Below are 22,934 nucleotides of genomic sequence, written 5' to 3'. Positions count from 1 at the left end.
ATTCAGGGTAATCGCGTGACCATTAAAGGAGGCGCCGCTTATGAAGCAATGGCTGCAAGGCTCTGGCAAACGGCTTGGATGGATTCTATCGGTGGTAGGTCTGATTCTTGTACTCTCAGCAGTAGCGGTTCCGGGCGCAGCCCGGGCCGCAGGCACCATTACACTGGATGAACCGCCCGGGGGATATGTCTCCTCCGGCGGGCCGGTGGAGGTCAGTGGTACCTATAGCGGACTGTACGATGTCCGGCTATATGTGAACGGGACGGCCCAGTTCGAAGCGCTGCTGGATGACCCGGACGGGGATGACAGCGGCACCTGGTCTTATACGCTCGACACCTCACGTTACAACGGTTCGGTGGAGCTGGTGGCCCGCGGGCTGGATACCACCACCCGCTATGGGGTGTGGAGTCCGTCCGTCACCCTTGAGGTGAACAACCCGGCAGGCGTTGCGCCAGTGGTGACGATTACCGGACCGGACGAAGGGATTGCTGTGACCGGACAGGTGGCGGTCACCGTTCAGGCAGAGTCGATTACGCCAGTCTCGGCTGTGCAGGTCCGGGTGAACCGGGGACCGTGGCAGCAGGCCGCTTATAACGGCACGGAATATGTATATGCCTGGAATACGGCGGGCATCGGTGACCGCACGATCAGCCTGGAAGCCCGGGCCACGAATGCGCCCGGACGCTACGGCTACAGCCCGACCGTCTATGCGCAGGTCGGTGCGGGCACACATGAAGCGGCAGTGCCTCTGCCCGATCAGGACCGGGCCATGTGGATCTGGGAGCCGGAGAGCTATAAGCTGCTGCTGAATCCGGGTTCGCGGGAGGTGCTGGAGTCCTTCGTTACGGACACCGCAACCTTCGGATCAGAGCCGGTGACGACGCTGTATCTGGCTGTGGGCAACTACGCGGGCTACCGGGCGCTGGAGGAGCAGGAGGATGAGCTACGCTCCTTCATGCGCTGGGCGCATGAGCGGAACTTAAGCGTCCATGCCCTTGTCGCGGGCGGAACCTCCCCGGCTTATATGGGTGCTTATGAGCGCTACCATAGTCATGCTGTACGGGAGATCGAGCAGATTATCAACTACAATCTTGCGGTGGATGCGGATGAGAAGTTCGATGGAATCAATGTGGACATCGAGCCGTATATCTCCCCGGACTTCAAAGACCCAAGCAAGTTCCTGCAAAAGGAGTACCTGGATGGTCTCCAAAAAATGATTGACCGCCGGGATACAGCCGGTATCCAGCTGCCCTTCGGCCCTGCTGTCCCTAAATGGTATGATTCCTCCGAGCAGGGGGCGAATATCCAGTGGAATGGCACGACAAAATGGCTGTCCGAGCATATCCAGGATATCTCCGATTATATCTCGATCATGGATTACCGGGATTCCGCAGACGGCACAGCGGGCATCATTGCCGGCGCAGCTGGAGAGCTGGCTTATGCCGAGGCGATCGGCAAGCCGAATTCCGTAGTCATCGGGGTAGAGACGCTGGATATTGCTAACAGCGGTGACCCGGAGACCATTACCTTCCAGGAGGAAGGTCGCAGCCACATGGAAGCAGAGCTGGACAAGGTCTACGCCGCTTCCGGGCAGAGCAGCGCTTTCGGCGGAATCGCTGTCCATCATTATGATTCCTACCGGGCATTACCTTCATATTGGGGACCGGGCGGCGTCTTCTGGACAGCGCCGGAAGACCATGAAGCACCATCTGCACCTGCGGGTACGCCAACCGCTGTTGCCAGTGACTATCAGAGCATAAGGCTGAATTACGGAATGGCTACTGACAACTTGGAGGTAGACCGCTACATTATCTACCGCAGCACAGTACCCGGCTTCACGCCAACCTCTGCGGATATTGCCGGACTCGCCCGGGGCCTGAATTATCAGGACAAGGGACTGCTCCCGGATACCACTTATTATTACCGCATCGCCGCCCGTGATCTGGCGGGCAATATCGGGCCGGTCTCCAGCGAAGTGTCAGCTGTTACTGGAAGCACAGCGCTTAGGCCGATGATTGTGACGGATATGCAGCTAGCCTACACCGGGACTGCGGCTTCCGCTACCATGAAAGTGCGCGACTATACTACCGGGGTGGTGCTTGAAGGAGCAGTTATAGAAGGCCGCTTCACGTATTCGGCGGGCCGTTACGCGGCGGCAGTTACAGGAGCGGATGGGCGGGCTGCCTTCACTTCAGAGGCTATTCTGTCGGGGCGTCAAGCCGGATTCGAGCCGAGAAGAGTTCAGGCAGCCGGTTATTACTATGCCAGCGCCCATGACCTGCCGCATACTTCCGCATTACTGTCGCATGGCGGGCTTAGTGGATTAACGTTATCGGCAGGAGTGTGGGATAAGCCTTTTGCTGCAAGTGACAATGCCTATACCGTTACAGTCAACAGCAACGTAACCGTGCTACAAGTCACACCGGTTACCGTCAAGGCCTCGGATGCGGTACTTGTAAACGGAATGCCCGTGGCATCGGGAACAGCCGCGTCCGTTACGATCGGATCAGAGCCTGCCGAGGTATCGGTCCTGGTGTATCACGAGGATGGAACCGCAGATCTCTATCTGCTGCATATCGAGAGAAGTGCTCCGGCAGATCCGGTGATCCCGGTGACCATGGATGCCTATGTCCATGAGCACCAGCCCTCCGCTAATTTCGGGCAGGAGCCTGTGCTGGAGGTTGCCGATCTGCCGAATGCACAGGGCGGAGGCGACCGTATCGCCTTCATGAAGGCAGAGCTGAATCTCTCCGGGACGGCGGTGCAGTCCGTAACGCTGAACGTCTATGTTACCGCTGCTCCAGCTTCTCCGGTTACGCTTGCTCTGAAGGGCTACACCGGAGCGCAGTGGACCGAGAGTGGCATTACCTGGAATAACCGCCCTGTCAGCGGCGGAACGAATCTCGGAACAGTCCGGGTCACCGGGTCCGGGTGGTACAGCGCGGATGTGACCGCTTATGTTGTCGCGGCAGCGGCGGCTGGACTTACGCCGACCTTTCAGTGGAGCGACCCTAATACTACGGGAATCGTTGTAACGCTGGCCAGTTCAGAGAATTCGGATAACAAGCCATATCTATTAGTTAATGACGGGTTGTAAAAGAGAAGGGGCGGTCACTTCCGCCCCAATAAGGAGGAGAGGGTTCATCATGGAAGAGACGTTGACTCCGGCGGCGGAGCATCTAGTGGAGCGTATGCGCGTTCTGGTCTATAACGAGCGCAGCCAGATGGGAGCTGCGGCGGCAGGAGCGGTCGGGCAGTGCATCAGAGACTTGCTGGGGAAGTCTCAGTCTCCGATTCGCATTGTATTTGCCGCAGCTCCATCACAGAATGAGCTGTATGAAGGACTGGTCCGGGAGCAGGGGATTGACTGGTCCCGGGTGCACGCTTTTCATATGGATGAATATATCGGCCTGCCGGAGAAGGCCCATCAGCGCTTCGGGAACTATTTGCAGGAACGGTTGTTCAGCAGAGTCAATCCCGGACGGATCGAGTTGCTGGGCCGGACGGGCAATATTGAAGGGGAGTGCCGGAGATACGCGGAGCTGCTGAATGAAGCGCCTATTGATATCGTCTGCCTTGGCATCGGTGAGAACGGGCATATTGCGTTCAATGATCCGCCTGTAGCCGATTTCGCCGATCCGCTGCTTGTTAAAGCGGTTGAATTGGATGAAGCCTGCCGGACGCAGCAGGTGAATGACGGCTGCTTCGCCACGCTGGACGATGTCCCTACTCATGCGCTGACGCTGACCGTGCCCGCCTTGATGGCAGGTTATCATCTGTTCGCCATTGTTCCCGGCAAAGCCAAGCGGGCTGCGCTGCAGGCTGCGCTTCATGGCCCGCTCAGCACTGCGTGCCCGGCGAGCCTACTGCGGACCCATCCCGCCATTACACTATTTACCGACCGGGATGCCTTCGGCTCATGAACGGTGTGATCTCGGGAAGACATTACAGAACCGGCCTGCCGCTCGAGGTCCACGTTAACGGTGGCGTCATTGAAGCGGTTCATACCCTGGCCGAAAGTCCGCATATGGCCGATTGGCCCTGGCTTGCGCCGGGGCTGGTTGATTTGCAGGTGAACGGCGGCTGGGGGCTTGACTTCAATACGCTGCCGCTTGCACCGGAGACCGTGGCTGGACTCTCGCGCCGCCTGCTGGCCCGGGGAGTTACCTCGTATTGTCCTACCCTGATTACGAACGGGTCGGACCAGCTCGTCCAGGCAGCATCCGTGATTGCTGAAGCCGTGCGGACACAGCCGGATATCGCCGGGCTGATTGCAGGCATTCATCTGGAGGGGCCCTTCCTGTCCCCGGAGAACGGTCCGCGCGGGGCGCATCCCCTGGAGCATATCTGCCCGCCCGATTGGGAGGCCTTCTGCCGCTGGCAGGAGGCGGCGGAGGGGCTGATCCGGATCATTACCGTGTCGCCCGAATGGCCGGGAGCCGCAGCCTTCATCTCCAGATGCACCGCTTCCGGCGTGAGGGTCTCCATCGGACATACGGCGGCCTCACCGGAGCAGATCCGGCAAGCAGTGGCCGCAGGGGCGGTGATGTCTACTCATCTGGGCAACGGTACGCATCTTACTCTGCCGCGCCATCCTCACTATCTGTGGGAGCAACTGGCTGCCGATGAGCTGTATGGCTGCATGATTGCCGACGGCTGCCATCTGCCGGATGCGCTGCTGAAGGTGATCCTGCGGGTGAAGCAGAGCCGGGCGATTCTGGTCAGCGATGCCGTCTCGCTGAGCGGCATGGCGCCGGGTGCCTACCGGCTGCATATCGGCGGCGACGTGGTGCTGACGCCGGAAGGAAGGCTGCATCTGGCTGGCCATCCCCGGCTGCTGGCCGGATCGGCCATGATGCTGGCGGACCAGGTGGCCTACCTGGCCCGGGCCGGGTTGGCAACGCTGGAGGAGGCGCTCGACTGCGCTTCGCTTCACCCGGCCCGGCTGCTGAGGCTCCCGCAGGCTGCCGGACTTACCGCCGGTGCCCCAGCAGATCTGATCGGCTTCCGCAAGAACGGCGGAGCCCTGGACATTCAGGCAGTGTGGAAGAATGGCCGGATTACAGCGGCTGACAAGGATTAGTCTAGCAGGGCGGCCCGTAAGCCAAATGTAGTCGAAAAACCGATCACATTGCGACCAGGGGCGGCACGTGGGCCAAATGTAGTCGAAAAACCGATCACATTGCGACCGGGCGCAGCACGTAGACCAAATATAGTCGAAAAACCGATCACATTGAAACCGGGAGCGGCTCGTAGGCCCAAATGTAGTCGAAAAACCGATTACATTCTGACCAGGAGCGGCACGTGAGCTCAATGTAGTCGAAAAACCGATTACATTCGGAGCAGGAGCGGCACGTGAGCCCAATATAGTCGAAAAACCGACCACATTTGGACCGGGGACGGCCCGTAAGCCAAATGTAATCGAAAAACCGATCACATTGCGACCAGGGGCGGCGCGTAAGCCAAATGTAATCGAAAAACCGATCACATTGCGACTGGGGGTAGCGAGTAGGCCAAATGTAGTCGAAAAACCGATCACATTGCGACTGGGGGTAGCGAGTAGGCCAAATGTAGTCGAAAAACCGATCACATTGAAACCGGGAGCGGCTCGTAGGCCCAAATGTAATCGAAAAACCGATCACATTGCGACCGGGGACGGTGCGGAGGCCCAATGTAGTCGAAAAACCGAACACATTGCGAATCAGGGGCGGCGCGTAAGCCCAATGTAGTCGAAAAACCGAACACAATAATAGGCGGTTTCGTCCTTACTGATCCAATCCATAAATTTAAACCTGACGTTGTAAGAGGAGGAGAGAGCGATGCTTAGCTTAATACCCGAGCCGAAGCAGGTAAGGTTGACAGAGAAGGAGCCATGGCAGGCCGGCGGGGAATTCCGTCTGCGGTTGGCTATGGAAGTGGAAGATCCCCGGCTGGTGCTTCATTGCCGGCGGGCTTTTCCCGGCAGGGAAGTCACCGCCGCCGTCACGGGAGCAGGCGAGGGATACTCGCTGCTGATTGAGGAGATTGTGAGAATCGAGGGAACGGAGGAGACTGAGAGCACTTCAGCGCAGGCAGTGCCTGGAGAAGCGGGACCGACTAACGGCCGGGCTTCGGTTGCTGATCCTGCTAAGGCCGACCTGTCCCCACTGAAGGGCCGGGCGGAAGGCTACATTCTGGAGGTTAGCGCAAGCGGTGCAGCAATCCGCGCCCTTGACGCCCCCGGACTCTATTACGGCTTGCAGACGCTGCTGCAATTGCAGAGCCTGCACGGGGACGGCAGTATTCCGGCGATGTCCATTACGGACTGGCCCGATACGGAGCTTCGGGTGATGAATTTCGATCTGCGCCAGACCTTCTCGAAGCCGGAGCGGCTGATCGAATATCTGGCTGAATTCTCCCGCTACAAGACGAACGCGGTGCTCATTGAATACGAGGACAAGTTCCCATTCCAGACGCACGGGGAATTCGCCCATCCGCAGCACGCGCTTAGCCGGGAAGAGCTGGAGGCGCTCCAGGCTGGGGCCCAGGAGCATTATATCGAGATTATTCCGCTGCAGCAGAGCTTCGGCCATCTGGAGTATGTGCTGCGCTATGACACCTGGAAGCATCTACGGGAGACAGAGGAATCTACTGGCGAGATCTGCCCGTCCCATCCGCAGACCTATGAACTGATTACAAGCTTGCTGGCGGAGATGATGGATGCCCATCCTGAATCACGTTATATTCATCTGGGTTGTGACGAGGTGTACAGCCTGTGCGAATGTGAAGCGTGCCGGAAGGAATTCGGCGGCGTGAGGGAACGGGCCTTCATCTCCTTCCTGAACCGCCTGATCGAATTCACAGCCAGCCGGGGACGGCAGCCGATCTTCTGGCATGACATGCTGGACAAATGCCCGCCCGAGGAGTTGGCGAAGCTTGATCCGCGAAGCGCAGCGATGATCTGGATCTATAACGGCCGCAATATACAAAATGAAGTTACTTCCCTTACCCATAAGTTCAGAGCGCTGGGCATTGAGGTGATGGGTGCTCCTGCGGTCCGCAGCTTCGACTGGGCGGAGCATCAGAACTACCCTGTCATTGACAACCGGACCGACAATCTGCTGCAGTGGGCAGAGACCGCCGAGAAGCTGGATATCCGCTGTATGGTCGCTACGAACTGGACCGGGCCATTCAGCCTTGGCGTTCCTTATGGCGTATTCGAGACCACCTGGTATCCGATGCTGCTTCATGCCGATCTAGCCTGGAACCGGCGGGCAGATGCTGGTACGTTCATCGACCGCTTCCTGGAGCTGTTCCATGGTATAACTCCAGAGACAGGTCATGCGCGGCTGGGAAATTACCAATTAGAGGATTACTACGATATCATCTGGAAGCTGCGGGAGGAGGTGCAGCGGAATCACGGCTACGCTGAGCTGATCGCGATCATGCATGATTTCGAGGTAGCAACCGACCGCTCCAGGGCGATTCACAAGTATGCCTACCGCTGGGAGCTGTACCCGGGCGACAGCGCGGAATGGCGTTCTCTGCTGAACAATTACACCCGTAACCATAACGGACGCGAAGCGGTCCGGCCCCGGATGCTGGAGGCGCTTCTGCAATACCAGCCCCGGGATATGGCTGAGCATTTCGTGAAATCGCGCTTCTATCTGCATGATTACCTGGAGCGGACGCTCTACCGGGAGATCGGGCTGGCCCAGGGAGAATGAGCACTCAATATATCGAGAGGAGGATGGAGCAATTATGCAACTGAACGAAGCAAATCTAAAGCATGATCCGGCCGCCATGAGCCTGGAGGACAAAATAGCGCTTATGTGCGTAGTCGGCACCCCTTCTATAGCGGCAGAGCCGGAGTTCCGTGAACGGATGTCCGGAAACCGGTTCGGCGGGATTGGCCTGTTCCCTCATAATGTGAAGGATGAGCAGCAGACGCTGAAGCTGATGGCGGAGGTTCAGGCCATTGCCGGAGACTCCGGCATTCCGCAGCCTTACTATGTGTCGATCGATGAGGAGGGAGGCACGCTCTCCAAGTTCAAGACCTTCTATCCTTACATTCCCGGCAACCGTGCTGCCGGATTAAGCCTGGATGCTGAGACCGCCTATCTCCAGGGTGAAATCATCGGCAGCCAGCTCCACGCGCTGGGCATCCCGATGAACTGGGCGCCAGTGCTGGATGTGAATACGAATATTGACAATCCGGTTGTCGGGGTGCGCTCTTTCGGCGAAGACCCTGAAGTAGTAGCCGCCTTCGGCAAGGCTTATATTCAGGGGATGCACGAGACAGGTGTAGCGGTAACGGCCAAGCATTTCCCCGGCCATGGACAGGTCAGCGGCGATTCCCATGTCGTCCTCCCCGAGTGTGAACTGACGCTGGAGGAATTAATGAACGGGCCGCTGTTGCCATTTATCGCTGCCATCGAAGCCGGGGCCGATTCAATCATGATGGGACATCTCGTATTTCCTAACATTCCCGAGTCGGCAGGACTGCCTGCTTCACTGAGTCCCTTCTTTGCCGGAGACTTACTGCGCAGCAGGCTGGGCTTTGAGGGTATCATCTGCACCGATGACATCGAGATGGGCGCGATCAAGAAGAATTTCAACCCGGATGAGGTGGGCGTACTGGCCGTGCTGGCCGGCAACGACATGATTCTGATGTGTCATACGCCGGAATTCCAGGAGCAGGTCATCGCGGGTATCCGAAAAGCTGTTCTGGACGGCGTCATCGCCGAATCCAGAATTGACGAATCGGTCAGCCGCATCCTCCGCCTCTATGCGAAATTCCGGCAATACCGGGCGGCAGCCCGGCCCATTCCGCGCGAGGGATGGAATGAGGCGGCCCTGCAATATGCGCGCCGGACGGTCAAGGTCAGCCGCGACCCGCAGCAATTGCTGCCGTTGTCTGCTGAACGCTCATATCTGCTGATCTTGCCGCGCCAGGAGCAGTTGACCATCGCCGACAACTCCGGGGACAATGAGATCGGCCTTGCCGCGCTGCTGGAAGCCCGGGGCTTGTCCGTGCAGACAGAGTATTGCAGCATGAAGGCGGACGCCGCCGAAATTGCGAACCTGTGCGCCAAGGCCGCCGGCCGCACCGTCATTCAGGGGACACTGAATGCCCATCTGTTCCAGGGCCAGCTCGAACTTGCCGAGAAGCTTGCGGCGGCCGTTCCGCTCCTGAACCTGGTACTGCGTAACCCGTATGACGATGCTTACCTGCCGCAGAACGCCGGAAGCATTCTTCTGTGCTCCACCTCCGATTATTCGCTTCAGGCTCTAGCGGAAGTGTTGGTTAGACAGGCTTAATAACTCACTCAAGAGCAGACTCTCATGCCATACTTGGGGTCTGCTCTCATTTGTGTTGATAGAATAACATAGTATTATTGTTGATATATGGGAAATAAGACGGTGTTCGTCACAGAGGAGGATCTGCAGCATCTCTGATCCAGCGCACAATCGGCCGGAATTGATCGGTATGGATCAATTTTATCGTTGTATCCATCATTGGTTTGCGGGACGGGCTGCTTTATAATTTCATTGTGCAAGCAATGCAAGCAATGTCATTCTATTAAGGGGCTGCAGCAATGAGAGAACTGAAGGGCAAACAGGTCATTCTTCAAGATCATGATTTGAGACGCAGAGAGGACGCCAACCGCCGGTATCTGATGAAACTGACAAATGACAATCTCCTCTTTAACTATAAGGTGGAGGCAGGAAGATATGACGGCAGAGATATTCCAGCGGATGCACACGGGGGCTGGGAGACGCCGGTCTGCCAGATCCGCGGACATTTTCTGGGACACTGGCTGTCTGCGGCAGCAATCCGTTATCATGAGACCGGGGATCTGGAACTCAAGCTGAAGGCCGATCTTATCCTGGACGAGCTGGCTGAATGCCAGAAGGACAACGGAGGGCAATGGGCTGCGCCGATTCCCGAGAAATATCTGCACTGGGTGGCCCAAGGCAAGGCGATCTGGGCGCCGCAATATAACATCCATAAGCTATTTATGGGTCTTGTCGATATGCATCATTTCACCGGGAGCCGTAAGGCGCTTGACATCGCAGACCGATTCGCCGACTGGTTCGTCGATTGGAGCAGTACCTTCACCAGAGAGAAGTTCGATGACATACTGGATATGGAGACAGGCGGTATGCTGGAAGCTTGGGCTGATCTGCTGGAGCTTACCGGGAACGATAAATACACTGTTTTGCTGGAACGGTATTACCGCAGCAGATTGTTCCGCCCGTTACTCGAAAATAAAGACCCGCTGACCAACATGCACGCCAACACGACCATTCCCGAGGTACTCGGCTGCGCCAGAGCTTACGAGGTTACCGGCGAGCAGCGCTGGATGGATATTGTCACGGCCTACTGGAAATGTGCGGTCACTGAGCGGGGGATGCTGGCTACCGGCGGCAATACGGCAGGTGAAGTATGGATGCCGAAAATGAAGATCAAGGCCCGCCTTGGAGATAAGAATCAGGAGCACTGTACAGTGTATAACATGATCCGTTTGGCAGAATTTCTTTTCCGGCACACCTCGAATCCGGCCTATGCGCAGTATATCGAATATAATATGTACAACGGAATTATGGCGCAGGCCTATTACCAGGAATACCATCTGACCGGCAACAAGCACAGTGATCCGGCAACTGGGCTGCTCACGTACTTCCTGCCGATGAAAGCCGGGCTGCGGAAGGACTGGAGCACGGAGACAGACAGCTTCTTCTGCTGCCACGGAACGATGGTCCAGGCCAATGCGGCGCTCAACAGAGGCATCTATTATCAGGAGCAGAACGATATCTATGTCTGCCAGTATTTCCGTTCGGAGCTGACCACCGAGATTCACGGAGAGAGCGTGCGGATTCAGCAATCCCAGGATCATATGAGCGGAAGTATGCTGAACTCCTCGAACACAGCCGGGCAGCAGGAGCTGAATGAGATTACTGCACTTCATGAGAACATGCCGGATTACAGAAAATATGATTTTACCGTCCATACCAGTTCTGCCAGCGAGTTTGCCGTCCATCTGCGAATTCCAGACTGGATCATGTCAGAAGCTGTGATCTATGTGAACGGGGAGCTGCACGGGAAGTCTGCGGATCACTCCGCCTTCTATACGATACTACGAGAGTGGCAGGACGGCGACCGGATCAGCATCATTCTGCCTGTAGGCATCCGTTTCATCCCTTTGCCCGACGACGAGCAGACCGGCGCGTTCCGCTATGGCCCTGAAGTACTGGCTGGCATCACCGAGAATGAACGGATCCTCTACACCCCGTTAGCGGATGCAGCCGGTGAGATCATCATGGAGAACGAACGGGAATGGGGGAGCTGGCGTTACTTCTTCAAGACCACCCGTCAGGACCCCGGCATCCAGCTCAGAAGAATCCGCGATATCGGGTATGAGCCTTATCAGGTGTATTTCCCGGTAAAATCCCCCCACAAAGTGGGGTTTTAGCTTCGATGTCTATTCAGGTACTTTGCGGGGACCCCGGAACATATACATTCTTGTCTATTTAAATAAGCATAGGCGTTATTTAGCAGAACAACCACCTGCATCCTTGCAGGTGGTTATTTTATGTGTAAATATATTTTTTGAACGATCGGTCGTTAAATTATTGACAATTCATTAGTTTAATCCTTATAATGACATTAATTCAATCGAAGGGAGCCTGAGGGTTATCAAGAAAAAAGAGATTACATCCAGTTACATCATCCAGGCAGCATTTGAGCTTTTTGCTGAGTATGGAATAGAGAAAACGAGTTTGGGTTTAATTTCAAAAAAAGTGGGGATCACCAAATCCTCTATTTATTATCATTTTGCTACAAAAGAAGAGCTGATCAGCCGGACCTTTGAGCATATTTTCCGGGATCATCATTTTACAGCGTATTTTGATACGGAATCCGTTAATAAGGACAATTTTGCAGAAATCCTAATCAGCGGCGGTCTAAACATGCTGCCAAGCAGCGAGGAAGAGTATCGCTCCACTTTAAGGGTGCTCAGTGAGTTTGCCATGCTGGCTGAACGGGATGAGCAATTTCGAGCTCCATTCTTGAGAATCCAACAAGATTTTGTAACCGGTTTTGTTCAACTTCTGTCGAAGGGCGCTGAATTTGGCCTTATTGCTTCTTCAACCATCGGGGTTAACGCAGCCATTCTTGCTCTGCTTATAGATAATTTATCCAGATGCAAGATGATGAGGATGGATCTCGAATATGAGCTGATTTGGGAAGAGGCTGTCCGAAGAATGATACTTCGTGAAGATCACCAATAACTTACAGGGGGCAGATACACTTGAAACATATTATTATTACAGGTACATCCAGAGGAATCGGTGAATCCCTGGCTAATCAATTCATCGACCCGTCCCACCATCTGATATGTATATCCAGAACGGCTAACCAAGGACTCATGGAGCGAGCGAAGCAACTGTATTGTCAAATGGATTATTTTAATTATGATTTAACGGATATCAGTGGTCTCGATCAGCTTTGTGAAGAAATATTCAGCCGAATTGATCTTCATTCCAGCGGGGAAGCCGTCTATCTAATCAATAATGCCGCCATGCTGACGCCTGTAAGCCCGATTGATAGGTTAGAAACGGGACAGATCATAGAGAACCTCCACTTGAATCTGTTAGCACCCATGGTGATTACCTCCAACTTTTTACGACTTACTAAGCATCTGAATGTGGACAAAAGAATCCTGAATATCTCCTCAGCTTCTGCAAAGTACATACTGCCTTCACAAAGCGCCTACAGTACTGCCAAAGCTGGTTTAGACTCTTTTACCAAGTGTATAGACATAGAACAGAAGCTGGCTACGTATCCGGCAAAAGCAGCAGCAGTGTATCCCGGCATGATCGATACAAGCTTGCAATCGGAAATACGGTCTGTAACCACTGAGCTGTTCCCCTATGTGAATGAATTCATTCAGCTCTCTGCGGAAGGGAAACTGCAATCACCGGAATACACAGCGTCTAGATTAATTGAAATTCTTGTACATGATGATTTCGGAAAGACTGTTATTATTGAAACCATCGATTAATGCTGAGAGAGAGGTGATTAACATCAGTCCCTCCAGAAAATTAAGCAGCTTCAGCCAGCTTGATGACTTCATAACATACGGCGGGTATATGGAAATACCGGAGAATCGCGGACGGACACCTGAAGAGCTTCTACTTGACTGTCAAGCCAGCTCCAGAAGCAAGCACGGTCACAGCCTGGAATTTGAGTTCCGGCAATGCAGGTTAACGGTGGTTTACGCAAAAAAAGGCTATTTCGGATCGCAGCTTGACTTCAGCCGCAGAGGACGAAGAGTTACGGGGAGTGACATGCTCCAATGGCAGGATTTTTCCAATTACCTGGCAGAGCTTGGGTTGACCACCGTCAACTTCACTCAGAAAAGCAAGAGGATTAGAGCGCAGCTAAGCAACGGATTGCGGGTTATTTTCCAATACTCGGCGGACCATGGCGATTATCTGCTGGATCAGATCACCAGCCGTTACGGCAACCAGAGAAAATTGAACCGCATTATCGCTGAACCAATGATCCTGGATATGCAGAGCATGGGTTATACGGTCAGCGAATACCTGAAGCACGGCGGTTTCTTCAAGCTGCCGGGGCAGCAGGACCGCCGCTTCACGGATCTACTCATGCGGTGCACCACCAAAGAAAGCCACAGCAGTATAACAGGCACTATATTGGGATTTCAATTTAAGCGTTGGCTGCTGGAGATCTTTTATGATGAGAAGCTGCAGTTCACAGGCGAGAATATGAAATTCATCGGGGAACACGGAGAGGATAGGAAAGAGGAAGGGCAACAGGATAACGAATTCCGCACATGGGGAGATTTCCAGGCGTTTGCCCGGTATCACGGCATTCAGATCTTAGAGCAATGCCGCAGTCTGGATGTCATGATCGTCTTCCTGGATACAGGGGCCAATGTGCATTTTAATTATTCTGAAGACCTGGAGGATTATGTTGTCACTGTGTTAGAGGGCGACGGAATGCGCTTGCGCGACAGCTACAGGAGAATTTATAAGGATTAATGCGTGTATTCATATGAAAATAAAAAAACCACCGTTGAAGGGCTTTCCCTTAACCGGTGGTTTTTTGCTGATAAACGAACTCCTGCCATGATCACCTACAAAAAGTAGGTCAAATGGAAATTCAATTGCCATTTTTTTGCGCATCTGCACGGTGATTTGAGTATTTCCATTCATCTACTTCACGGGGATCAACACCACACAAGTGACTGATTAGAAGCGCCAATGTAACGTTCGGGAGTACCACACCGTACTCAATATTCTGGTAGTTGCGCAAGGTGCATTTCATGGTGTCGTTAATCTGATGTACGATGGATTCTTGGGTGTACCCTGCGGCTTTCCGTGCATCCTTTATCCTCAAAATGCAATATCTCCCTCAACTTTTCGGTATGTTTTTATGATAGGGGAGGAGACCCGTTAATTTAACGCTTTATAATACACGAAATATATTGCGTATAATGTTTTTAGGTATATAATAATAGATGTAAACGGGATAATTAGTAAAATATCCCTTTATATTGACCGCCGTTTGATTCAGCCTTAGTATCAACTATACGTATGCTTTTAATCCTATTTTATGGGAGGAGGTGTGTTGGTTTGGGATCGGTCAATTCGATTCGGGAAGAACTGCTCGCGTATATGAACAGAAATCAAATGATACATTCCCATTTTGCAGAGTTAGCGGGTCTCAATTCAGGTACGCTCAGCCGGATCTTAAAAGGTAAACATCCAATCTCTATGGCACAGCTTGCTGCGATTACTGCTGGAATGAAGCTGCCGGAGGACTATTTTTTTGAAGACTACATAGAGGAATGCTTTTCTTTTGTAGTCTCCATGCGGCGGATACGACCCTTTATTTTCCGCTCAGCTGAGTTAGAACGTCTGGACTGTCTTGAACAGATTGTGAACCGTCTGCTGGAGGATTTGTCTTATGCATCTTTACTGTTTGAATTCGCTGAACTTTTGTATGGGGACAATAAAAGCCAAGCTGCAAGGATACTGTATCAGGGTGTGAGCGAAGCCGAAAAGTATCAGCATTCCGAACGGTTAGCATTATGCCAGTACCGTATATTTCAGATTGAATTAGAAGAACAACAGGATCTGGAGGAGAGGTTACGTGCAGCCACTCAATTTGAGTTGTATGTCAACCGCTTAGACGCAGCCGATCAGCTCGATGCAATGAAACAGCTAATGCATATTTATGGTCTGGTACACAAGTGGAAGAGAGTAGACGAACTCGCTAAGGAAATGCACCGGATTGCATCCGTTCAATATGAGCTGGAAGGCCGCAGATCTAACACAATAGAAGAAAGGGTGAAGCGTCCTGATCGTCCTTTTTACTATTATATCCTGTACGCATACTTAGCCAGATCTACTGCCAGCGAAGAGTGCGGCGACTACAAGAGGGCATTATCCTTTGTGAAATTGTATGCAAATGGTGAACGCTGGGTTCAGGAGAACGATGAAGAATCCCGGCAGGTCATTGCACAATTTACGGAATGGGCCGTTGCTAACACTTATCTGTACCGGTTAATGTCCGGAGATTTGGATGTAATACATGAGTACGCAGACTATATAGCTATTCAAGAGGATGAAATATTTGTGGCAGTGCGTTATATGGTTCAAGCGGCGAATGTATTTAAGCTTAATATCGACAGTATCTTAGAGCGGTTCGCGGCATACATACCTTATGAATCCAGCAAGACAGAGTTCGGTGAATACAATCAGGCCATCCTGCAAGAGAGCTACGCGCAATTCCTCATCGACCTTGCAGTCTATTTTTTCAATCACAGCAAGAGTAAGGAACAGGCATTGCACACGGTAATGAAAGGCTTGGAAATATCAATTAGGATCAATAGCAGCCGAAATATCATTGTTTTTATGAGTCTTTATGAGCAATATAGGGATTTCGCGGATCAGGAACTGCAGGAAAGATTCAAAAATCTATCAAGTGAGGTGTATCAGCCTGTAGTGTTTCAATTGTTATTTCAACGACGATAACCTTGGTGACTACACTGGGACATGGTTGGGGAACTTAATCATTTTCGCGAAAATATACAGGGGTGCTCCTGACATTTCGGGGGGCGCCTTTTTTGTTATGTTCTGAAGGTATTTTGTGCAATGCAAAAGACATCCTATTATCTGTCATAAAACCCTAAGATAGCATAAAGGGAGGATTCTATGGTGAACAGAAATATGCTCGTGCAAGTCCGGATTGAACGTGCCCGGAAGCGGCTACACATTCTGGCGGAGAAACATCATGATCTTCAGCACCCTGCGGTCCTTAAGCAATCCATGGTATTGGATGAATTGATTAACCAGTATAATATGGAGGGAGAGCAGCAGAGATTAATAGAGAGCAGGAAATCACTTGAGAACAAACATACTTTATATTGAAGATAATGAGAAAATCGGCACTTGGGTCAAAGAGGAGCTGGAGCAGCGGGGATATTCGGTACAATGGCTGCAATCTGGTGAGGGAGCCGAGGCTGAGGTTACGCAATATGATGTCGTTATTCTGGATATCATGTTACCGGGCTTAGATGGATTCACTATAGGCAAACGGTTGAAAAAGGCGGCCCCCGCCGTTCCAGTGCTGCTGTTGACCGCCCGGACCTCCGTCGACGATAAGGTAGAGGGCTTACAATTCGCGGATGATTATGTGACGAAGCCCTTCCATACCGATGAATTAGTAGCCAGACTGGAGGTATTAATCCGCCGGAGCGGCGGAGTCTCTTCGGACCGCATTACACTGGGCACTCACATTGAAGTGGACACGAAGCTTCAGACCATTTATGACAAGCGTACAGGAGAAGAGATTATTTTGACAGGGAAGCAGCATCAGATCCTGATGTATTTCCTGCGCCATCCGAATCAGGTTCTGCCGAAGGAACAGCTCTATGAAGCTGTCTGGGAGGAAGCCTATATCCCTGGCGACAAGACCTTGCTGGTTCATCTCCACCGGCTGCGGCACAAGCTGGAGCGTGACCCGGAGACCCCGGAGATTATTGAGACGCTGAAGGGAATCGGCTACCGGGTGAAGCTATGAAGCAGCCCCGTTCCTTGTTCCGGCATTTTCTGAAGCTGCACTTTCTGTTCATCTTGCTGCCGCCCCTTGTGCTGATGGTATTCTCATCCTTCTTTGGCACTTCCGGGACAGAGCCAAGATTCAATACATTGAACCTGTTTTACATTACAGTGCTTATATTCACTTGTATAATTGTCGCGTTCGTTGTTCTATCCTGGCTGTTCTTCTGGAGACTCCGCAAACGTCTGACCCGCTTACAAGAAGCTATGTCCGCTACTCCAACTAATGTGGATTCGTGGCCTGAGCCTGTCCTGCTTCAAAAGGACCGCATGGATGAAATAGACCAGTTAGGCGGTTCCTTCAACCGGATGATCCGGCAGCTGGAAGACAGCCGCAGGCGGGAGCAGGAAGAGGCCGGGCTGCGGCAACGGCTCATTGCCAACATGTCCCACGACCTGCGGACGCCGCTGACCATCATGCGGGGACATGTCACCCGGCTGAACAAAGAACCTTTGAGTCCAGAAGGACAGAGCTCTTTAGCCGAGATCAACCAGACTATTACCCGGACCGGAGAACTGATGGATGATTTGCTCTCATACACCTTGCTTACCTCAGGAAAATATCCCTTCGAGCCTGCTCCCACAGACATGGGGCGCCTGGTAAGAGCCTCGGTTGCTGCGTGGTATCCGGTTTTTGAAGAACATGGCATTCAGGTCGATGTTGATCTGCCCGCAGAAGAGACCTTCCACTGGACAGCAGATCCTCGGTGGATGACCAGGGTGCTGGATAATCTGTTTCAGAATATCATCCGCCATGCAGCGGACGGCAAATATGCTTCTATCGCTGTGGATGTGCAGCAGGAACGGATTCTTGTCGCTGACAAAGGCCCTGGCATGGATCATTCTGCATACGGTGGTGGGGCGGGAATAGGGCTATCGACCGTACATTACATGCTGAATACAATGACCCTGAAGGCTGATTTCAACTCCAGCGGGCACGGGACGAGGGTAGTCATTGGCAAAATGTAACCTGAAATTAACCCGGAAGTAAACGGCCTGCCCACCGGGATGTAACCTTGCATCTGTATACTTAGCACCATAACGAAAGGATGTGTTATGGTTGCTTACCATCAATAACTTAGTCAAACGCCGCGGTACGCAGGAGATTCTATCCGGGATCACCTTCGAAGCCAGACCTGGAAGAGTCACAGGATTCCTGGGACCCAACGGGGCCGGCAAAAGCTCTACACTCCGTATCCTGCTCGGATTGGATCATGCCACCTCCGGGAGCGCCTTGATTCATGGCAGGCCCTTCGCAGAATTAGAGCACCCACTGGCAGCCGTAGGTGCCGCGCTGGACGGATCTGGAGCCCATCCGATGCGGACAGGACGGGCACACCTGCGCTGGATCGCTTGCGCCGCCGGTCTGCCCCGCTCACGGGTCGAAGAGGTGCTGGATATTGTCGGTCTTACCACGGCAGCGGGCACTAGAGTCAAGCAATATTCGCTCGGCATGGGGAGAAGACTGGGAATCGCAGCAGCGCTGCTTGCAGACCCGGAGATTCTGATTCTGGATGAACCGGTGAACGGGCTCGACCCGGAAGGCATCCGCTGGATTCGGACATTTCTGCGTAAGCGAGCAGAAGCCGGGAATACGGTGCTGCTCTCCAGTCATCTTATGGGCGAGCTGGCCGAAACGGTGGACGATGTGGTGATCATTAAGCAGGGAAGAATTGTCGCAGACGGCACCTTGCAGGAGGTAACCGGCAGTCATTCCACGCTGGAGGATGCCTTCTTCGCCCTGACCTCTGAACAGGCAGGTGATGCTTGGTGAAGGCATTCCATGCAGAAATCTCGAAATTGCTCTCGCTGCCGGGGATTTGGCTCGCCCTGCTTATTGGAGCATTGGCTCCTGCGGTCATTGCTGCCTTGGACGCTATAGCAGAAAAAGAGGCGATTATAGCTGGAGTCAGCACACGGCTGCCCGAAATGGGCTACAGCGGATTAGGTCTTGGTGTGCAGGGCGTTATTATCCTAGGCGTGCTTGCAGTCAGCAGCGAGTACCGGACAGAGAGCAGTGAAGGGGCCGGAGGGCAGCAGATTTCCACAAGTCTGATGGTTGTGTCATCGCGGCTTCAGTTGTTTCTGGCAAAAGCAGGCGCTGTATCTGTCATCAGCATCCTCCTGTGTATCCTTGCTGTGATTCTGATTGTGCCAACCACACGCTATATATTAGGTGACTATGCCCCGCTACTTGAATGGACCCGGCTTGCCGGTGCCGTCTGCTACTGGACCTTCACTGCACTGTTGGCCTTCGGGCTGACGCTGCTGACGAAGCAGGGCATGATCCCGCTTACCGTGCTCATGATTAATTCATCGCTGGTATCCTTCAGTGTCCTGCTGGCCAAGGTGACGAAGCTGGCATTCTATTTGCCGGACCGGGCCGGCATGGAGATGTTTATGTTCACTAAGAACAGTGCCTCGACCGAGGTTACAGGCAGTCTGTTCGACAGCTATCACACCCCGGTTACCGGCGGCTTGATCATGTTTGCCTGGGTGGCCGTGCTGCTTGGGATTGCAGCTATTGTGTTCCATAGGAGGGATGTTGCAGCATGAATGTCTCATCCGGCAGGAAGACTATACGAATCCTTAGGGCTGAACTGGACAAGCTGATGACATTGCCATGGATATGGACCGCAGTTACGGTTACATTTCTTGTTCATCTGCTTTTGACTGCGGCCTTCACTTCCGCCTCTCTGCAGGAAGGAGCCGCAGCACCCGGAATCCTGAATACAGGACTTGCCTCGATGAGCTATCTTCAGGCAGGGTTCATTATTCTGGGGATCTTGGCGGCTTGCTCCGAGTATACGGGCGGACAGATCCGCACAACGTTAACGGTAATCCCCTGGCGCGGGCACCAATTATTGATGAAGCATCTGGCACTCACCCTGATTACGATTCCTGCGGCGTTTATCCTTACGGCCTCCGGTGTCCTATATGCGGGCTGGAGGCTAGGCGGCCGTGCAGCAGGGATTGAACCTCATGAAGTCATACAAGCATTGCTGGGGGCAACGGGCTATCTGACCTTGACCACACTGCTTAGCGCGGCGATAGGAGCTTTATTGAGAAGAACCCTTCCGGCCCTGGTGATCCTGCTTGGCTATTATTTCATTATCAGTCCATGGTCGCGGGGGCTTCTGCCGGCCTATTTCCCGGATACGGCTGGACGATACATGTACCTCCTGCCTTCCTCTGGCGAAATGAATGTCCTTACGCCTGTGCAGGGGGCCGGTATTTTAATGATCTGGACAGTATCCCTTGTGGCAGTAGCGATTGTTGTCTACCGTATCCGGGATGCTTGAAGCCAGAGAGAGGATGAAGAGGGGGGTCTTCTGGACGTAGAGAAGCCAAGTATATTAACATAAAGGCAATAAGTCATGGAACGGTACAAGAATGTACCGTTTTTTGGCGTCCAGGAAGATCGCATTACACCCAAGTACCTGACAGAGGTCATCCCGCATGAATGATGAATTCCCGCTTGCCGATTCATCTAAGTGACTTAAGGTGAAGGCTATAGTGAACACCGAACCATGTAGAGGAGCGAGAAGGCGATGAGAAAATCATATTTGTCCTTATTTACTCTGGTATTTTGGATTCCTGCAGTGATCCTTAGCATCCTGGTCTGGAACGATTATTCCGGTTATGTGCGCAGTGCAGCGGACCGCCTGCTCCCGGTCAAAGCGTTGTACTATCTGGACCAGGGCAAGAAGGTGCTTGCGGTCACGGACAGCAGCAACGGGCTAATGGCAACGTTGTATGACGCAGGCACCCATAAGGCTGAGCAGGAGGTGGAGCTGCGCTCAGACATCCACCGGCAGCGGCTGGTCTCTTATCAGGCCGGTAAGCTGGTGATCGCAACCAAGGATAAGGCAGGCCTGCAGGTGAATGTTATTGATCCGGCGGGGGGCGCGAAAGAGCTGGTACAAGGAAGCTTTAATATCCCGACCTTTCTGAGCTCCGACGGGCATGAGTGGCGGGGCAGATTACTGTTCGCCGGGGCGGATAAAAGCTCAGCGGTCCATGTGGCGGAAGTCAGCCAGGCTCAGCTCCACTACGCGAATCTGAACGGCTCAGCCGCTCTTCCAGCACGGCCGGTCTCCATTCGTGAAGCCTTCTTCAGCTTCCAGGAGGGGCATTCTCTTCCCGTCTATGAGGTGGGACTCAAGGACGGGCGCACTGCTTATGCTTCTGCCCTCTTCGGCAAGGACGGCATACCTCTACTTGGGCTGAAGGGCGCGCAGGAGAGTGCTCCCGAAGCGCAGAAGAGGGTAGGACAGGAGTTTGCCGCGCAGCTCGGACTGGACAATACCCGGCTACTGCGGGTAAGCAGCGAATATCCAAAACAGGTTCACTATTACAATGAGGCCGCAGGTAAATGGGGCGAAACCGTTAAGACCCCGGAGCCGGTCTATCAGGCCAGGCTCTTCCCGCTGAACGATCAAGAGACGCTAATTGCCGGGTCCACTGCGGAAGACGAGCTTAAGGGTAAGCTACGCGGGTATTTGTATCATGCGCAGAGCGGAGAATTTACGAATGTGAACGCCGCGCTGGAGACATTATCCTACGATAAGCTGCAAGATCCGAAGCTGAGCTTCTATAAAGAAGCGAATAATGATACACTGTACTATTCAAGTCCGGATTCATTGGGAGGCTGGCTGCTAATCAAGGAGGGGCTTAGCGGACAGATCAGCAACGGGGAGCTGCAGCAATGGCAGATGGCTGCCGGGGAGGATCAATTATCTGCAGCGACCTTCAAGAACTATGTGCTGACATGGAATGCCCTGGTTGTGAACTGGGTGATCTGGCTCGCAATTCCTTTACTGATGGTGGTGGGACTACTCCGGCTGCCACAGCTTTTAATCCGCAAGCGGTGGCAGAAGCTGGCCGAGGGGGTTCTGATTCAAGGCACGGTTATCAATCTGGCCGAGACGGGGATGCTGGTCAACGAACAACCACAGGTCCGGCTTACCGTCCGTTTCACGGACCAGGGCCAGAGCAAGGAGGTCCAGATCCGGCAGGTCATCTCTTATCTGAACCCGATCCGCCCAGGCGATCAGGTGATGATCAGCTATAACCGGAGCAAGCATACGGCGATCCTGGTACGGGAGAGCGAGCTTAAGAACCAGGCACCGCCCCGAATCATTCATGATGCGGTCTTAAGACAGATAGAAGCCTGCGGACCTCTAAAGCGCGGGCAAGCACTGCTGCTGCATTTTGAGGCAGCAGGCCAAAGCTACAGTGTGCCTGTGGTACAGCCCTCCGGCTTCGTCTACCGTACCGGAGAACGGGCAGATCTGATAATCACAAGCGGCAACGCCCGTTTGTTGAGATATGGTCCTGCGGAGCGGAGTGATCAGGCAACCCAGCTCACCTTAGAGGCTGAAATTACAAGAGTTCAGCGGTTGCCGGTGAAGATCGCCGGCCAGGATCTGCTGCTACTTGAGATAGTGATGGTGAACGGAAAGGAACGTCTGCGCAAGGTGAACAGCCAGTTCGTCCCGGAGAATCTGGAAGTCACTGTAGGCGCAGTAGTTCCCGTAACTGCGAAGCCGGAGGAGGTTGCGCTTCAATCGCGGCTTCTGCAAGGCAAGCAAGGCAGTGCCAGCGTTCGATCGGTCGACTACCGGGGAACGACCGGCGACCGGCCGCTTGCCACGATCACCGTCGAACGCAGTGGACAGAGCTACCGGATCAGGCAATCTATAGAACCGGTGTATGGCGTTGAAGCCGGGGATGAATTATGGATTGCCTACGATGAGCGCACCGGGGAAGCCACTATTGTTAATTATGCGACTTAGTCA

At 53.5% G+C, this 22,934-nt stretch carries 17 protein-coding genes; all 17 read left to right on the top strand.

Going from position 1 to position 22,934, the window contains the following annotated elements; translation table 11 throughout:
- Positions 1 to 40 precede the first annotated feature (40 nt).
- The 17 genes from MKY64_RS10690 to MKY64_RS10610 all read left to right on the top strand — a co-directional run bounded on the left by MKY64_RS10690 (position 41) and on the right by MKY64_RS10610 (position 22,931).
- Positions 41 to 3,097, top strand: coding sequence for a CBM96 family carbohydrate-binding protein (locus tag MKY64_RS10690; protein ID WP_340952825.1), 3,057 nt, complete (start codon positions 41 to 43; stop codon positions 3,095 to 3,097).
- A gap of 49 nt (positions 3,098 to 3,146) precedes the next feature.
- Entirely contained in the window at positions 3,147 to 3,923 is a 777-nt protein-coding gene (locus tag MKY64_RS10685) for a glucosamine-6-phosphate deaminase (protein WP_340952823.1), read from the top strand.
- The gene (locus MKY64_RS10680) at positions 3,920 to 5,083 is read left to right on the top strand and encodes an N-acetylglucosamine-6-phosphate deacetylase (protein ID WP_340952821.1); all 1,164 of its coding nucleotides are present in this window, start codon (positions 3,920 to 3,922) and stop codon (positions 5,081 to 5,083) included. Before MKY64_RS10685 ends, MKY64_RS10680 begins: the two co-directional genes overlap by 4 nt.
- A 736-nt stretch (positions 5,084 to 5,819) precedes the next feature.
- Positions 5,820 to 7,706, top strand: coding sequence for a DUF4838 domain-containing protein (locus MKY64_RS10675; protein WP_340952820.1), 1,887 nt, complete (start codon positions 5,820 to 5,822; stop codon positions 7,704 to 7,706).
- A 34-nt stretch (positions 7,707 to 7,740) separates the two neighbouring features.
- Positions 7,741 to 9,300, top strand: coding sequence for a glycoside hydrolase family 3 protein (locus MKY64_RS10670; protein ID WP_340952818.1), 1,560 nt, complete (start codon positions 7,741 to 7,743; stop codon positions 9,298 to 9,300).
- Positions 9,301 to 9,578: 278 nt separating this feature from the next.
- Positions 9,579 to 11,456 (top strand): beta-L-arabinofuranosidase domain-containing protein, encoded by a 1,878-nt coding sequence (locus tag MKY64_RS10665; RefSeq protein ID WP_340952814.1) that lies wholly within the window; start codon positions 9,579 to 9,581, stop codon positions 11,454 to 11,456.
- Between the two features lie 193 nt (positions 11,457 to 11,649).
- Entirely contained in the window at positions 11,650 to 12,273 is a 624-nt protein-coding gene (locus MKY64_RS10660; RefSeq protein ID WP_340958056.1) for a TetR/AcrR family transcriptional regulator, read from the top strand.
- A 20-nt stretch (positions 12,274 to 12,293) separates the two neighbouring features.
- Positions 12,294 to 13,046, top strand: coding sequence for a (S)-benzoin forming benzil reductase (locus tag MKY64_RS10655; RefSeq protein ID WP_340952812.1), 753 nt, complete (start codon positions 12,294 to 12,296; stop codon positions 13,044 to 13,046).
- A 208-nt stretch (positions 13,047 to 13,254) separates the two neighbouring features.
- Positions 13,255 to 14,049 carry a hypothetical protein gene (locus MKY64_RS10650; RefSeq protein WP_340952811.1) on the top strand — a complete coding sequence of 265 codons (795 nt, stop codon included), beginning with the start codon at positions 13,255 to 13,257 and terminating at the stop codon, positions 14,047 to 14,049.
- A gap of 594 nt (positions 14,050 to 14,643) precedes the next feature.
- A complete protein-coding gene (locus tag MKY64_RS10645) occupies positions 14,644 to 16,047 on the top strand; it encodes a helix-turn-helix transcriptional regulator (RefSeq protein WP_340952808.1) in 1,404 nt (467 codons plus the stop codon).
- Between the two features lie 180 nt (positions 16,048 to 16,227).
- Positions 16,228 to 16,443 carry an aspartyl-phosphate phosphatase Spo0E family protein gene (locus tag MKY64_RS10640; RefSeq protein ID WP_340952806.1) on the top strand — a complete coding sequence of 72 codons (216 nt, stop codon included), beginning with the start codon at positions 16,228 to 16,230 and terminating at the stop codon, positions 16,441 to 16,443.
- Positions 16,418 to 17,095: a response regulator transcription factor gene (locus MKY64_RS10635; protein ID WP_036726867.1), complete on the top strand. Its 678-nt coding sequence runs from the start codon at positions 16,418 to 16,420 to the stop codon at positions 17,093 to 17,095. The genes MKY64_RS10640 and MKY64_RS10635 overlap by 26 nt, the downstream gene beginning before the upstream one ends.
- Positions 17,092 to 18,102 (top strand): sensor histidine kinase, encoded by a 1,011-nt coding sequence (locus MKY64_RS10630; protein ID WP_340952805.1) that lies wholly within the window; start codon positions 17,092 to 17,094, stop codon positions 18,100 to 18,102. Before MKY64_RS10635 ends, MKY64_RS10630 begins: the two co-directional genes overlap by 4 nt.
- Positions 18,103 to 18,193: 91 nt before the next feature.
- Complete coding sequence (locus MKY64_RS10625; protein ID WP_340952804.1) at positions 18,194 to 18,907, top strand: ABC transporter ATP-binding protein; 714 nt, start codon at positions 18,194 to 18,196, stop codon at positions 18,905 to 18,907.
- A complete protein-coding gene (locus MKY64_RS10620; RefSeq protein WP_340952802.1) occupies positions 18,904 to 19,689 on the top strand; it encodes an ABC transporter permease in 786 nt (261 codons plus the stop codon). The genes MKY64_RS10625 and MKY64_RS10620 overlap by 4 nt, the downstream gene beginning before the upstream one ends.
- Positions 19,686 to 20,435: an ABC transporter permease gene (locus MKY64_RS10615; protein WP_340952800.1), complete on the top strand. Its 750-nt coding sequence runs from the start codon at positions 19,686 to 19,688 to the stop codon at positions 20,433 to 20,435. Before MKY64_RS10620 ends, MKY64_RS10615 begins: the two co-directional genes overlap by 4 nt.
- 249 nt (positions 20,436 to 20,684) lie before the next feature.
- Complete coding sequence (locus MKY64_RS10610; protein WP_340952798.1) at positions 20,685 to 22,931, top strand: hypothetical protein; 2,247 nt, start codon at positions 20,685 to 20,687, stop codon at positions 22,929 to 22,931.
- Positions 22,932 to 22,934: the final 3 nt, after the last annotated feature.

The sequence above is a fragment of the Paenibacillus sp. FSL R7-0210 genome (assembly GCF_038009085.1).
GTDB lineage: Bacteria > Bacillota > Bacilli > Paenibacillales > Paenibacillaceae > Paenibacillus_AQ > Paenibacillus_AQ silagei.
The sequence above is the reverse complement of the archived record's forward strand: the minus strand, read 5'-3'. Positions and strand labels throughout refer to the sequence as shown.

Excerpts from the sequence above, each read along its gene's own strand:
- MKY64_RS10685 (WP_340952823.1), top strand. The coding sequence starts at position 3,147 with ATGGAAGAGACGTTGACTCCGGCGGCGGAGCATCTAGTGGAGCGTATG.
- MKY64_RS10640 (WP_340952806.1), top strand. The coding sequence starts at position 16,228 with ATGGTGAACAGAAATATGCTCGTGCAAGTCCGGATTGAACGTGCCCGG.
- MKY64_RS10690 (WP_340952825.1), top strand. The coding sequence starts at position 41 with ATGAAGCAATGGCTGCAAGGCTCTGGCAAACGGCTTGGATGGATTCTA.
- MKY64_RS10610 (WP_340952798.1), top strand. The coding sequence starts at position 20,685 with ATGAGAAAATCATATTTGTCCTTATTTACTCTGGTATTTTGGATTCCT.
- MKY64_RS10665 (WP_340952814.1), top strand. The coding sequence starts at position 9,579 with ATGAGAGAACTGAAGGGCAAACAGGTCATTCTTCAAGATCATGATTTG.
- MKY64_RS10680 (WP_340952821.1), top strand. The coding sequence starts at position 3,920 with ATGAACGGTGTGATCTCGGGAAGACATTACAGAACCGGCCTGCCGCTC.
- MKY64_RS10615 (WP_340952800.1), top strand. The coding sequence starts at position 19,686 with ATGAATGTCTCATCCGGCAGGAAGACTATACGAATCCTTAGGGCTGAA.
- MKY64_RS10675 (WP_340952820.1), top strand. The coding sequence starts at position 5,820 with ATGCTTAGCTTAATACCCGAGCCGAAGCAGGTAAGGTTGACAGAGAAG.
- MKY64_RS10670 (WP_340952818.1), top strand. The coding sequence starts at position 7,741 with ATGCAACTGAACGAAGCAAATCTAAAGCATGATCCGGCCGCCATGAGC.
- MKY64_RS10630 (WP_340952805.1), top strand. The coding sequence starts at position 17,092 with ATGAAGCAGCCCCGTTCCTTGTTCCGGCATTTTCTGAAGCTGCACTTT.